The 14,353-nt window shown below is 57.8% G+C and carries 11 protein-coding genes; 5 read left to right on the forward strand and 6 right to left on the reverse strand.

The genetic code is table 11. The features are described 5' to 3' along the window. Positions 1 to 23: 23 nt before the first annotated feature. From purL to xerD, 3 genes are read right to left on the reverse strand one after another with little or no spacing between them, the layout of a single operon-like run. Positions 24 to 3,929, reverse strand: coding sequence for a phosphoribosylformylglycinamidine synthase (purL, locus tag G7069_RS01505; RefSeq protein ID WP_166293565.1), 3,906 nt, complete (start codon positions 3,927 to 3,929; stop codon positions 24 to 26). A gap of 52 nt (positions 3,930 to 3,981) precedes the next feature. Next, complete coding sequence (locus G7069_RS01510) at positions 3,982 to 4,782, reverse strand: DsbC family protein (protein ID WP_166293567.1); 801 nt, start codon at positions 4,780 to 4,782, stop codon at positions 3,982 to 3,984. A 58-nt stretch (positions 4,783 to 4,840) separates the two neighbouring features. After that, entirely contained in the window at positions 4,841 to 5,794 is a 954-nt protein-coding gene (xerD, locus tag G7069_RS01515; protein WP_166293569.1) for a site-specific tyrosine recombinase XerD, read from the reverse strand. A 42-nt stretch (positions 5,795 to 5,836) separates the two neighbouring features. Between xerD and G7069_RS01520 the strand changes: the two genes are divergently transcribed. Further along, positions 5,837 to 6,298 (forward strand): RDD family protein, encoded by a 462-nt coding sequence (locus tag G7069_RS01520; protein ID WP_166293571.1) that lies wholly within the window; start codon positions 5,837 to 5,839, stop codon positions 6,296 to 6,298. Here the strand turns inward: G7069_RS01520 and lptG are convergent, their stop codons facing one another. Both lptG and lptF read right to left on the reverse strand, forming a co-directional pair. Beyond that, positions 6,299 to 7,405, reverse strand: a complete 1,107-nt coding sequence (gene lptG, locus G7069_RS01525; protein ID WP_166293573.1) for an LPS export ABC transporter permease LptG — start codon at positions 7,403 to 7,405, stop codon at positions 6,299 to 6,301. Further along, a complete protein-coding gene (lptF, locus tag G7069_RS01530; RefSeq protein WP_166293576.1) occupies positions 7,402 to 8,481 on the reverse strand; it encodes an LPS export ABC transporter permease LptF in 1,080 nt (359 codons plus the stop codon). Before lptF ends, lptG begins: the two co-directional genes overlap by 4 nt. A gap of 108 nt (positions 8,482 to 8,589) precedes the next feature. On the opposite strand from lptF, the gene G7069_RS01535 reads away from it, so the two are divergent. The 4 genes from G7069_RS01535 to G7069_RS01550 all read left to right on the forward strand — a co-directional run bounded on the left by G7069_RS01535 (position 8,590) and on the right by G7069_RS01550 (position 13,910). After that, positions 8,590 to 10,077: a leucyl aminopeptidase gene (locus G7069_RS01535; RefSeq protein ID WP_166293578.1), complete on the forward strand. Its 1,488-nt coding sequence runs from the start codon at positions 8,590 to 8,592 to the stop codon at positions 10,075 to 10,077. Positions 10,078 to 10,080: 3 nt separating this feature from the next. Continuing rightward, on the forward strand, positions 10,081 to 10,512 hold the full coding sequence (locus tag G7069_RS01540) for a DNA polymerase III subunit chi (RefSeq protein ID WP_166293580.1): 432 nt from the start codon (positions 10,081 to 10,083) through the stop codon (positions 10,510 to 10,512). Between the two features lie 11 nt (positions 10,513 to 10,523). Continuing rightward, positions 10,524 to 13,478: a valine--tRNA ligase gene (locus G7069_RS01545; protein ID WP_166293582.1), complete on the forward strand. Its 2,955-nt coding sequence runs from the start codon at positions 10,524 to 10,526 to the stop codon at positions 13,476 to 13,478. A 132-nt stretch (positions 13,479 to 13,610) separates the two neighbouring features. Continuing rightward, a complete protein-coding gene (locus tag G7069_RS01550) occupies positions 13,611 to 13,910 on the forward strand; it encodes an amidohydrolase family protein (protein ID WP_166293584.1) in 300 nt (99 codons plus the stop codon). On the opposite strand, the gene rimI is transcribed toward G7069_RS01550, so the two are convergent. Further along, complete coding sequence (gene rimI, locus G7069_RS01555; protein ID WP_166293586.1) at positions 13,911 to 14,351, reverse strand: ribosomal protein S18-alanine N-acetyltransferase; 441 nt, start codon at positions 14,349 to 14,351, stop codon at positions 13,911 to 13,913. Between the last annotated feature and the right edge of the window lie 2 nt (positions 14,352 to 14,353).

A 14,353-nucleotide genomic window follows, 5' to 3' on the forward strand; every position in this document is an offset into this window, starting at 1 on the left:
TCAGTGACGTTGCATGACACGCCTTAAACCAGCGCCTCGCGGGCATTTCGGAACATGCGCATCCAAGGCGAGCGATCTTGCCATTCAGCCGGATACCAAGAGAAATTGGCGGCACGCAAGGTGCGCTCCGGATGGGGCATCAGAATCGTGACGCGACCGTCTTCGCTCGTGACACCCGCCATGCCGTCCGGCGAGCCGTTCGGATTCTCTGGGAATTGCGTGGCCACATCGCCATTGCCATCAACGAATCGCATTGCAACGCCGACTGCGTTCTGCGCTGCATCGTTGGCAAATGCCATTCGACCTTCACCATGCGCGACGATGATCGGCAATTGCGAGCCCGCCATGCCGCTGAAGAATTTGGACGCTGAAGTCTCAATCAAGACTTGCGCCAATCGCGCTTCGTACTGCTCGCTCTTATTGCGCAACAACACGGGCCAATGTGTGGCACCCGGAATGATGTCTTTCAATTGCGACAGCATCTGGCACCCATTACAAACGCCGAGACTCAAAGTGTCGTCGCGTTCAAAGAACTGCGCGAACATGTCGCGCATCGCGGGCCTTTCGAGAATCGATGTCGCCCAACCGCGACCTGCACCGAGGACGTCGCCGTAGCTAAAGCCACCGCAGGCGGCGAGCGCTTTGAAGTCGATCAAATCATGACGACCTGAAATGAGATCACTCATATGCACGTCGACCGCATCGAACCCGGCCTGCATAAATGCCGCTGCCATTTCGACATGACCGTTGACGCCCTGCTCCCGCAGAATCGCCACGCGCGGCTTGGCGCCCACTGAAATCATCGGTGCCGATGCGGCTTCGTCCAATTCAAAACTCAATTTTGGACGCAAACCCTTACGGGCGAAGTCACGCTTGAGGTCGAATTCTTCATCGGCTGAGTGCGGATTGTCACGCAACTTTTGCATCGCGTGCGAGACAGACCACCACGCTTCGAACAAGGTTTCCCAGGTCCATTCGGCCAAGGTCTTGCCACCGGCTTCCACCCGAATATCGTCAGACGTCGTCGGCTTGGCGATGCGTTGTGCGCATTCAATCAAGCCGTGGCGCGCAACCAAGTCGGCAAAGGCCGCACGGTCTTCGGAATGGATTTGAACGATCGCGCCGAGCTCTTCATTGAACAAGACTTCGAAGATGTCTTCGTTGCTGCCTTGCGTCCACGCATCGAGATCGATGTCGAGACCGCAGTGCGACGTGAATGCCATTTCGCACAATGCGGTAAATGCACCCCCATCCGAACGGTCGTGATAGGCCAAGACCAATCCGTCTTCGCGCGCTTCACGCATGAGCTCGAAGAAACCACGCAAGATTGAGGGATCGTCGACGTCCGGCACACGGTCTTCCGTACCCGAACCACCGAAGCCTTCATACACTTGCGCCAGAATGGATCCGCCCAAGCGACGTTGTCCGGCGCCCAGGCCAATCAACCAAAGTTCGGTATCCGGCGCTTTCGCAAGCAACGGGGTCAATTGCGCATGGACGTCTTCGACCGGCGCAAACGCGGTGACAATCAATGACACAGGCGACACCACCGTGTGAGCCCCTGCTTCATCACGCCACTGCGCTTGCATCGACAAGGAATCTTTACCGACCGGAATACTCAATTCGAGTTCCGGGCAGAGTTCCATGCCGATCGCGTGAACGGCGTCGTACAGCAAGGCATCTTCGCCGGGGTGGCCTGCGGCGGCCATCCAGTTCGCAGACAGCTTGACGCGGTTCAATGCAGACACCGGTGCTGCGCATAAATTGGTGATGGCTTCACCCACCGCCATGCGCGCCGCTGCTGCGGAATTGATCAGTGCCAAAGGCGTGCGTTCGCCGATGGCCATCACCTCACCTGCGTTGCCTTCATAACCGGCAAATGTGATGGCGCAGTCGGCGACGGGCATTTGCCACGGGCCGACCATTTGATCGCGTGCGGTCAAGCCACCGACAGAGCGATCACCAATCGTGATCAAGAAAGACTTCGAAGCCACCGTCGGATGCGACAACACGCGCAAGGCCGTTTCGCGTAGATCCAACTTATCGGTATCAAGCACGGGCCATGCATTTTCTGCCGGCCATTGCGTATCGCGATGCATCTTGGGTGCCTTGCCGAACAGCACATCCATCGGCAAATCAATGGCCCAACCCGTCTTGCCTTCGCCATACACCGCGTCGATATTGGCGCCGTAACCGACGACCAAGCGTTCTTCTTGCGTCGCATGACCCACAACACCGAACGGACAGCGTTCGCGGTGACACATCGCGGCAAACTCAGCCACGCGATCCGCCGGAATCCCCATCACATAGCGTTCTTGCGATTCGTTGCACCACAACTGCATCGGCGAGAGTGACGGGTCATCACTCGGCACGTGATCGAGATCGATGACACCACCGACGCCAGAGTCATGTAGCAATTCCGGAATGGCATTCGACAAACCGCCCGCGCCGACATCGTGCACCGAACGAATCGGATTGCGCGCACCCAAGGCCACGCATGCGTCGATCACCTCTTGCGCGCGGCGCTCCATTTCTGCGTTGTCGCGTTGCACTGAAGCAAAGTCCAACGCCTCGTTACTTTCACCCGACGTCACCGAGCTCGCCGCGCCACCGCCAAGACCAATCAACATCGCGGGACCACCGAGCACGATCACGGCATCGCCCGGTGCGAGCCTGCGCTTTTCAACCAGCGCGCGATCAATGCTGCCCAAACCACCGGCCAGCATGATGGGCTTGTCATAGGCGCGAATCAGTCCGGGTTTTTCAACCACTTCGAATGCGCGGAAGTAGCCGGTCAGATTGGGGCGACCAAATTCGTTGTTGAACGCAGCGGCGCCAATCGGACCATCGCGCATGATTTCGAACGCCGACGCCATGCGCGGATTCAAAGCGCGCTCGCCTTCCCAATCGCGTTGCAAGCCGGGGATCCGCAAATTGGAAACGGAGAATCCGGCAAGGCCACCCTTTGGTTTGCCACCGCGACCCGTTGCGCCTTCATCGCGAATTTCACCGCCCGCACCGGTTGCTGCGCCCGCAAAGGGTGAAATCGCTGTAGGGTGATTGTGCGTTTCTACCTTGATGGCAAACGCCGAAGGCAGTGATTCGGTGAAGTGATACACGCCACTGCCCGCGTCGACGCGCAGATAGCGTGTGTCATACCCTTCAACCACAGCCGCGTTGTCGCTGTACGCAGACAAGGTGTATTCCGGTGTTTTCGCGTGCGTGTTTTTGATCATGCGGAACAGCGATTGCGGCTGCTCTCGTCCATCAATCGACCACGTCGCGTTAAAGATTTTGTGTCGGCAATGCTCGGAGTTCGCCTGCGCGAACATCATCAACTCAACATCGTGCGGATCGCGACCCAAGGCCTCGAAGCGCGTTTTCAAGTAGTCGATTTCATCGTCGGCCAAGGCAAGCCCGAGTCGTTCGTTCGCAGCTTCGATCGCAGCGACGGGCACCACTTCCAAAACTTGACGCGCCGGTGATTCGAACAGACGTGCCGCCAACTCAGCATTGGCGTGCACGGATTGGGTCATTGGATCGTGCAGTACGTTTTGCAATGCACGTTGCGTGTCGGCATCTGTCGGCCAATTGTGCAAATCGATTCGGGTGCCGCGCTCGACGCGTTGCACACCCAAGTTCGCACCTTGCAACAACTCCGTGGCTTTGCTCGACCACGGCGAGATCGTACCTACGCGCGAGGTCACAAAGACCGAGCTTGCGCGTGCTGCGAGCGGTTCCGATGCGGCCTTTGTTTGAAGAATGCGAGACAACGCCGCTTGCGAGACTTCAGCGGCGCCCTTACGCAGTACCCAATAGGTGTGCCAGGCGCCGAGGACTCGGACTTCGGGATGGATGGTTTGCAGGCGGGCCTGCAGTCTCTCAAGCCGGAACGGCGACAGGGCCGATTGGCCCTCGAGCACGATCATGTGGGCAAAAACCCTTGCGGAATCGGGCCTGCCATTGTACCCGTTTGCGCCCTTACTTAGAGACGGCGTTCAACCATTGCAGGAGGTCGCTGGGGCTCAAATAACCCGGGGCGGCCGCACCATTCGCGGCAATAATCATCGGCGTGCCCTTCAGACCGGCACGTTGCCCCATCGCATAGTGTTTGGCGACGGGTGACGTACAGCGAGAATTCGGCGGCAACTTACCGTTTTTGGCATCCGTAAGCGCTTTCTTGCGGTCTGCGGAACACCAAATGTTGGCCATCACCGTCGCGTCTTCGGACGCCATGCCCATGCGCGGGAAGGCCAGATATTCGACCGCGATCCCGGCTTTGTTGTAAGCCGCGATGTCGCTATGCAGTTTGCGGCAATAGCCGCACTCGTAATCGGTGAACACGCTCACGGTGTATTTCGGATTCGCCGGCGCAAACACAATGCGTTCAGCCTGCGGCGCAGTCGCGAGCAGCGCCTTACGGAAGGTGTTCATGCTTGCTTCGCTGAGGTCCGCTTTCTTCGTCATGTCGAAGACAGACCCTTGCAGCAAGTACTTGCCATCATCCGAGACGTAAGCCGTCGTGCCCGCAACAATCACTTCACGGAAGCCAGGCATGGGTGCAGGGCCCACACGGTCGACCACCAACTGAGGATTGATCTTCTTAATCGCTTCAACCGCGCGTGCATCCGCGCTGCCTGCCGCCGGTTCGGCAGATTTCAGGGCCGCAGTCACAGGCGCCTGTTGCGCTTGCGGGGCTGCTGCCTCGCTCGATGCAGCGGGTTTGGCGCAGGCACTGAGGGACAGAGAGGCCAAGGCGAATAGGGTCAAAACACTGCGCATCTAAGCAAATCCGTTCGGGGACACCGAATTGTCTCACGCCGGCGCTGAGCCGCGGCCGTCAGCCGCGTGGGTGGTGACGTGCGTGCAGGTTTTTAAGCTTTTCTCGCGCTACCAGCGTGTAGATCTGAGTGGTCGACAGCGCGCTGTGGCCGAGCAGCATCTGCAATGCACGCAAGTCGGCGCCGTGGTTGAGCAAATGCGTGGCAAAGCTGTGCCGCAACACATGCGGGCTGATGCGTTCAGGATCGAGTCCGGCGCGCAGGGCATATTTCTTCACCGCCCCCCAAAAGGCTTGGCGCGTGGGTGTTTCTGCGCGTTTGTCGACAAACAATGCGCGCACCTGCCGCTTGCCGAGCAGCGTGGGTCGTGCGTCTGCCAAGTAACGCTCAAGCCAATGCTGCGCTTCTGCGCCGATCGGAACCAAGCGCTCTTTGCCGCCCTTACCCGTCACGCGCACCACGCCTTGGCGCAAATTCACGCCCATGGCGTCAATATTCACCAACTCACTGACACGTAAACCACTGGCATACATCAACTCCAGCATGGCTTTGTCACGCAGCCCTTCGGGCGTTGCCACATCCGGGGCATTCAGCAGTGCTTCGATGTGTCCTTCACTCAAAGCTTTCGGCAAGCTGCGCGACAGTTTGGGTGACTCAAGTAAGGCGGCCGGATCATCCGCACGTCGACCGCTGCGAACTTGCCATGCGAAGAATGCGCGCAAGGTCGAAATCAATCTTGAGGTGCTGCGCGCAGAATATTTCTCGCTCGAACGCCATGCCAAGAGTTCAGACAGCTCTGCGCGTTGCGCAGTGATCAATGCCAGTTGCTTTGAGGCCAACCATCGCGCCGCGCCTTCCATATCGCGCCGATAACTCGCCAAGGTCGTGCGTGCCAAGCCGTTCTCGGCCCACACAGCGTCCAGAAAACGCATGATGCAATCCATATCTTCCGCACGCGCCTCCGGCAACTGTAAAGTCTGTGCTCGGAGTGCAGCGGCGCGATTGGGCTTCATCCCTTTAGCTTAAACAATACGCAGTCCGCTATTCTTGCGCTCATGCACACGCCTGAAACCAAACGCCCTGCCACACACCCGCCGCTGCTAGGTTGGCGCGCACTTGCACTGGTGTACGACTTTTTCCCGGCATTGGCGCTGTGGTTTGTTGTGGCGGTGATTTTTACGAGCCTGCATGGCGATAGCGTGCGTGGTGGCGGCCTCGGCTTACTGGAGTTTGCCTGCTTGTATGGACTGACCGGCATTTACGCCACGGCAAGTTGGCGACGCGGCGGACAGACCATCGGCATGAAGCCCTGGCATTTGTATGTCGACGATCAAGCAGGCGGCCCCGCCTCACTGAAGCAGTTGTGGCTGCGATTCATCGTGGGCAGTCTTTCGCTGCTGTGTTTGGGCGCGGGCTTCTGGTGGGCGCTGTTCGATCGCGATCAACTCACGTGGCACGACCGTTTGAGCAAGACGCGATTAACACGCGACAAGAATCGCGACGGCGCGCTGGATTGATCAGCTCGCCGGTTTTCGCTTGAACAAGATCCAAGAGATCAGCAACATCAGGATCAACGGCAATAAATAGGCTAAGCGGAAGTCCACATGGAACACGCTGGCCAATTTCACCGACTGCGTTTGCAACATCCAGAAACCCAAGGCAAAGATGATGCCGAGGAACAGGCGCTTGCCGAAGCCGCCACTGCGCAAGGTGCCAAACGCAAACGGGATCGCGGCCAAACACAACGCAAGCACGTTCAACGGATAAAACCAACGCGACCAGTAGGTGTCCTCGAACTCAGCGGTCTCAAGGCTATTGCGCTTGCGGTACTCAATATTCTTCGACAGGTCTCGCGCGGTGAGTGCGTCAGCGCGCACGATGCTGCTGGCCAAGGCCGCTTCATCCAAAGTGGATTTCCAAGAATGCGTCGCTGCCGTGGTGCGCACGACTTTGTCTTGGCTGAAGTCGATGCGAACCGTGTCTTGCATCGTCCAGGTATCGCCTTCGTGCTGCGCGCGCGCGGCATAGGTGATTGACTTCAATCGACCGTTCACCTCAAATTCGTACAGCCGCATATTGGTCAATTCCAACCACTTGCGTCCGCCTTCCGCGCGCGATTCACCCGCGGTGGCGCTCACGACCGTAGTGCCTTCAATGGCCCACAAACCATGTTGCTTCGCCAGCACCTGGTTGTCGTACTTCTTGGAAGATTTGTAGTTGTCGGATGCCAGCTTGCCCCAGGGCGCGAGCGTTTCACCGTTCACCACCATCAGCGCCGTAAATACCAACAAGGTACCTGCAACTGCCACACTGATCCGACGACGCGACAGCCCCACTGCGCGCATGACTGTCAATTCGGAACTGGCCGCCAACTGGCCCAAGCCCATCAACGAACCAATCACAGCCGCTGTCGGAAAAAGTAAGTACGCACGCGAAGGCAAGGTATAGAGCACGGTGACAAATGCATCGGCCGCGGTGTACTTGCCCTGCCCGACTTGCTGCATTTCTTTGACCAAGCCACCGACCATGAAGTCCATGCCGAGCAGCACCAACCAAGTCAGCATCACAGCACCCAAAATGGAGCGCGCGATGTAGATGTCATGAATTTTCGGGAACGGCGTCATGCGCGCACCTTACCCAACTGTCCGTCACGCATATACATCCATACAGCCAAAGCAAGGAGCGGCAGCGTTAACCACCACAAGCCCACGACCATCGGCAGCTTTCCGCGACTCAACCATTGCGTACCCAAAATCATCAAATCGGTGGCGATGAAATAGCCAAGGAATCCCACGACAACGCGGCCGTAGCGTTGCTGTCTCGGGGGGCTTCGTGACAAGGGCACGGCGAGCAAAGCCAAGGCCAATGCTAAAAATGCCGGCGCCAAGCGCCAATGCAATTGTGCGTTCGATTCCTTGCCTGGAATCTTGAGCAAGGCCATCGTGGGTTTGCGACGCAAGTCGGCGTCTGCCTTGCCATCATCGCGATCCGGCATGCGCACGTCGTTGGTTTCGTACTGCAGCAATCGATAGTTCAATTGCGTGTTGTTCAACGGCCCTTCGACTTCGAAGCCATCTTTCAGGCTCAAGAAGCGCGAATTGGGGCCTTCTACGCGCAATGTGCCTTTGGGCGCGGTGGTGACGTGGATGCGATCTTTCTTTTCGCGATAAATGAAAATATGGTCGAACTCGCTGCCGCCGCTCGACATACCGGCCACATAGACCACCCCGTCATTGCCGGGCATCGACACAAACTTGCCGGGCTCAAGCCCCGTAATCAGCAGATTGCGGTTGGCCTCTTGAATCATGCCGCGCGAATAGCGCTCCGCCCAAGGGCCAAGCCACAGCGCGCACAGCGCCACGATCACCACGCAGGGCGCCACCACAATCATCAAAGGGCGCAGCAAGCGTTTGGGGCCAACGCCTATCGAGGCGAGCACGGGCATCTCGGCATCCCGGTAGAGACGGCTCATGCCGAGCAAAATGCCGATCATGAGCGCGAGCGGGAGGATCAGTGGCAGCCAGGTCAGCATGACCAAGCCCAACTGCGCCAGCATCATCCCGGCCGGCATGGTGCCCTTGGTGACGTCCTTCAGGACATCCATGAACGCACCGCCCACCATCACCATGGTCAAGATGATGAGCGCAGCAAAGATCGACTGCAGAAGTTCACTGGCGATGTAGCGGTCGAGCTTCAGCATGAGGGTACGGTGCCCGTATGAATTAAACTGGCAGACCCGTTTGGCCATCTGTGGCCCTGCGTCCCTGCGTTCGCGCAATTGTACGAAATCGAACATGGAATCTTGCTGATGGCGCTTGAATTTGCCTTGAACACCCTCCCCGCCACTGAAACGGACGTCGATTGTCTGATTCTCGGTGTCTTTTCCGATAAAACCTTCACCGCAAGTGGTCAAGCGGTCGACAAGGCCTCGCAAGGCAAGCTTTCAGCCTTGACTGAGCGCGGTGATATCAAGGGCAGCACAGGCAGCACCGCGATGCTGTTCGACGTCGAAGGCGTCAAAGCAACGCGCGTTTTGGTCGTGGGCCTCGGCGATGCCGACAACTACGGCACACCGCAATATTTGAAAGCCGTGGGCGATGCCGCACGTCACTTGCGCAATGGCGCGGTCAAGACGGCCTTGTTCACCTTGAGTGAAGCCGCACCGAAAGGACGCGACACCGCGTGGACCGTTCAGCAAGCTGTGATTGCTGCAGACCATGCGTGCTATCGCTATCTCGCCACGCTCGGCGCGAAGAATAAGAAGCGCGACGAAACCGGTCTTGAGAAGCTCTCGATCCAAGGTGATGATCGCCTCGCATTGGCACGTGGTATCGCCATTGCAGGTGGTGTGGCCTTCACGCGTGAGTTGGGCAATTTGCCGCCAAACATTTGCAATCCGTCGTACTTGGCAGAACAAGCGCGCAGCTACGCCGACAAAATTGAAGGCGTCAGTTGCGAAGTGCTTGACGACACGGACATGGAGGCGCTCGGCATGGGCTCCTTGCTGGCCGTGGCACGCGGCTCACGCAATCGCCCCAAGCTGATTGTGTTGAAGTGGAACGGTGGTGGCGAAGCCAAACCTTACGTCATGGTTGGCAAGGGCATTACCTTCGATACCGGCGGTATCAATTTGAAGACGCAAGGTGGCATCGAAGAAATGAAGTACGACATGTGTGGCGCCGCCACCGTGCTCGGCACCTTTGTTTCGGCAGTCGGCATGCAATTGCCGGTGAATGTGATCACCGTCGTTGCGGCTGTTGAAAACATGCCTGATGGAAATGCCTATCGCCCGTCGGACGTGCTGACGTCCATGTCAGGTAAGACAATCGAAGTCGGCAATACCGATGCCGAAGGTCGACTGATTCTGTGTGATGCGCTCACCTATGCAACGCGTTTCGAACCCAAGGCATTGATCGACGTCGCCACATTGACCGGCGCCATGGTTGTTGCGCTCGGTAAATTTGCCACCGGCCTCATGACCAAGAAAGACGATGATCTCGTGCGTGAAATCATCGATGCCGGTGAAACCACATTCGATCGCGGCTGGCAATTGCCTTTGTGGGATGAATACCAAGGCTCGCTCGATTCTGCGTTTGCTGACATCTACAACATCGGTGGCCGTTGGGCGGGTGCAATCACCGCAGGCTGCTTCCTGTCGCGCTTTACCGAAGGTCAACGTTGGGCGCACTTGGATATCGCAGGCGTGTCGAATGGCGACGGCAAGCTCGGTATGGCCACGGGCCGTCCGGTCGGCATGCTGAGCCAATGGCTATTGAACGAATCCGGTAAAGCTTGATCTATGTCGCGCGCGGACTTCTATCTGATTGGCAAGCCGCGCTTCATGGCGCAGCCCTTATTGCTTGTCTGCGAACTGGCGCGTAAGGCGTTCGACGCCAACATGCATGTCCTAATTTTGGCCAACGACATGTCACAAGCCGAAGCATTGGATGACCTTTTGTGGTCATTCGATCCCGATGCATTTCTTCCGCATGAAATCTTCAATGCGGAAGAAAACGAAGACGATGAAATTGTGCCGATCTTGATTGCGACGCCGGACATGGATCCACCGGCACGCGCCTTGGTGATCAACTTGCGTGAAGTCTGCGCAGCCGGCCCCTTTGATCGCGTGCTTGAAGTCGTTCCAGCGGATCCGAATTTGCGCGCACCTTTGCGTGAGCGCTGGACCGAATACAAAGCGCGCGGCTACACCCTCAACTCATACGAAATGTAATTCGAGTGTTCATGAAAACCCTGGCCCAAAGTTACGACCCCGCATCGATCGAAACGCCCATTTATCAGCAATGGGAGGCCAGTGGTGCGTTCGCTCCGCAAGGTGACGGTCCTGCCTATACGATTCTGCTGCCGCCGCCGAATGTCACCGGCACGCTGCACATGGGTCACGCTTTCCAACACACTCTGCAAGATGCGTTGATTCGCTATCACCGCATGCGTGGCTATCGCACCTTGTGGCAACTCGGTACGGACCACGCAGGGATCGCGACCGAAATGGTCGTGAGCCGCAACCTTGCAATTGAGGGCAAGGGTGAGACGCGCGACAGTTTGGGCCGCGAGAAATTTATCGAGAAAGTGTGGGCGTGGAAAGCGCAGTCGGGCGATACCATTGAACGTCAAATGCGTCGCTTGGGCGCCAGCGGCGATTGGTCGCGCAGCGTGTTCACCATGGACCCCATGGCGGTGGACGCAGTGGCTGAAGCCTTTGTGCGTTTGCATGAAAAAGGTTTGATCTATCGCGGCAAGCGGTTGGTGAACTGGGATCCGGTTCTGAAAACCGCGATCTCCGATTTGGAAGTTGAGAACCGCGAAGTGCCGGGCCATATGTGGCACTTCAAGTATCCGCTCGCCGGTGGTGAGACTTACGAATACGTCGAGCGCGATGCCGAAGGTCAGGTGACACTGCGCGAAACGCGCGACTACATTTCGATTGCCACCACGCGTCCGGAAACAATGCTGGGCGACGGTGCCGTCGCAGTGCATCCAGACGATGCGCGTTATGCACCCATCGTTGGCAAGCTGTGCGAAATCCCTGTCGGTCCGAAGGCGCATCGGCGTCTCATCCCCATCATTGCCGATCCGTATCCGGATCCGGAATTCGGTTCGGGTGCGGTCAAGATCACCGGTGCGCATGACTTCAACGATTACCAAGTCGCTAAGCGCCACAACATTCCGATGTATGCGCTGCTAGACGATGCGGCAGCTTTGCGTACCGACGGCCTGCCCTATGCCGAGAGCTCGGCCATTGCCATTCGCGCGGCACACGGCGAAGCCATTGACGATGTGTCGCAAGTCAACTTGGTGCCGGACGAACTGCGTGGCTTGGATCGTTACGACGCACGCAAACGCGTCATCGAAGCCGTCACTGCAGAAGGCTTGGCTGTCACCGATGCAGACGGACAACCGCTTGTCGATTCAAAACAGATCATGCAACCGTTTGGTGATCGCAGCGGCCAAGTGATTGAGCCCTATCTGACAGACCAATGGTTTGTGAAGATGGACGACTTGGGTCGTCGCGGCATGGCCTTGGTTGAATCCGGCGAGATCAAATTCGTACCTGCCAACTGGATCAATACCTATCGCCATTGGATGGAAAACATCCAAGACTGGACGATCTCGCGTCAACTTTGGTGGGGCCATCGCATTCCTGCTTGGTTCGACGATGCGGGCAATGTGTTTGTCGCGCGCAGTGAAGCTGAAGCGTATGCACAAGCGGGCTTGGTGCGCGGCGAAGGTCCGCAACTGCGTCAAGATCCGGATGTGCTGGAAACTTGGTTCTCCTCCGCGATGTTCCCGTTCAGCACGATGGGTTGGCCGAATCCGGAACTGCAAGCGACGCGCGGCTATGACACCTTCTTGCCGACCTCCGCCTTGGTGACGGGCTTCGACATCATCTTCTTCTGGGTGGCGCGGATGATCATGATGACCGACGCACTCACAGGTCAGGTGCCCTTCCGCGATGTCTATATCACCGGTTTGGTCCGTGATAAAGAAGGACAGAAGATGTCGAAGTCGAAAGGCAACATCATCGACCCGCTCGACATCATCGATGGCATCACTGCCGACGCCTTGGTGCGCAAGCGCACGACAGGCCTCATGAAACCCACTGACGCGCCGAAGATTGAAAAGGCTACGCGCAAGGAGTTCCCGGAAGGCATCGCTACGTATGGCGCCGACGCGCTGCGTTTCACCATGACTGCATTGGCGGGCCAAGGCCGCGACATCAAGTTCGATATGGCGCGTGCGGAAGGCTACAAGAACTTCTGCAACAAGCTGTGGAACGCGACCAAGTTCGTGCTGATGAATACGGAAAATGTCGTCTTCAGCGGCACACCTGAGCCGGTGACAGACGCAGAAAAGTGGATCTTGTCTGAGCTTGCGAAGACGAGCTCTGAAGCTGCGGAACATCTCGCCAACTATCGTTTCGACTTGCTTGCACAAACATTGCATGAGTTTGCATGGAACGACTTGTGTGATTGGTTCCTGGAGTTGGCGAAGCCAGCGCTTTCAGGAGACGATGCGGCCGCCGCACAAAGCACGCGACACACCCTGTTGTTTGTGGTCGAGTCCGTGTTGCGACTGCTGCATCCAATCATCCCGTTTGTGACAGAAGCGCTGTGGCAAGCGGTGGCACCTCGCCTCAGCGTGACAGGCGACACCATCATGACGCAGCCTTATCCGCAAGCCGCGGAGATCGATGCAGCACGTTATGCGCAAGCAGGTCATGACATCGAATGGCTCAAGCAAATGGTCGTTGCGATTCGTCGCATTCGCAGCGAACTGGGCGTGCCGCCTTCGAAGCACGTGACCTTGCTCGCGCGCGACGGCAGTGCAGAAACCGTGGCTCGCCTGCAGCGCTTTGACTCCCAACTTCGTTTCTTGACGCGCCTCGAATCGATTGAAGTGATCCAAAGCGAACCGCCTGCCGCTGCTGCTGCGCGCGTGGGTGACCTCAATGTGTTCGTGCCGCTGGAAGGTCTCGTCGACTTGGACGCAGAGCGCTCACGCCTTGAAAAAGAGCTGAAAAAAGTCGCCGCCGAACGCGCCAAATCTGAGAGCAAGTTGGCCAGCGAGACATTCGTCGCCAATGCGCCCGCTGCTGTGGTTGAACAAGAACGCGCGCGACTGGTCGAGTGGAATGCTCAGTTTGAAGCCTTGAGCGCACAGCGCGCACGCCTAGGCTAAAACCGCGATTACAATTGGGCGTATTCTCTCTGAGACATCCAGAGAGATTCGCCCCTGCGCCGTCTGTCCGTCTGTCCGTCTGTTTGGCCTTGGCCGCTCGCGGATGCACTGAACGCCGGTATCCCGCTCGCATTGGGCAGTGACGGACCACTGAATCCGTGGTTGAACATGATGTTTGCCGTTGCACCTGCCGCGCGACCCGATCAAGCACTGAGCCGTGAAGCTGTGCTGCGCGCCTATACCGCGGGCAGTGCGTACGCGGAATTCCACGAACACGACAAAGGCAAGATTGCCTCGGGCTATCTGGCCGACATCGCAGTGTTATCGCAAGACGTCTTGGATGGGACATTGCCCTTGGGCGCATTGCCGGCAACCACCAGTGTGATGACACTGATCAATGGTGAGATCGCTTGGCAAGACCCAACCTTCTAGTTAGAGCGTGGTCACCGAGAGTTCGATCGCCATCACGATGGCGTCTTCGCGCGTGCCGTTGGCCGCAGGGTAGTAACGCGGTCGACGTCCGATTTCGTTGAACGATTCCGAGTTGTATAAAGCAACGGCCGCAGTATTCGAAGGCCGCACCTCCAACAACATTTGATCTACGTTGCGAAGCTTGGCCATGCGCATCATGGCGCGTAGCATCTTGCGTCCCAAGCCCTTGGATTGCACGTCTGGGTCAACACACAGATTCAATAGATGCACTTCACCCGGGCCGAAGCTCAACACGGCATAGGCAACGATGTCGTGGCCGTGTTCCATCACCCAAGCCGAATAACCGGCGTGCAAACAGTCCCGCATGGTGCCGCGCGACCACGGATGCGGATAGCTGCGGTTCTCCACCTTCATCACCGCGTCTAAATCCGCCTCGCGCATGG

Origin of the sequence: Lysobacter sp. HDW10 (genome assembly GCF_011300685.1) — a bacterium.
Classification (GTDB): domain Bacteria; phylum Pseudomonadota; class Gammaproteobacteria; order Xanthomonadales; family Xanthomonadaceae; genus Solilutibacter.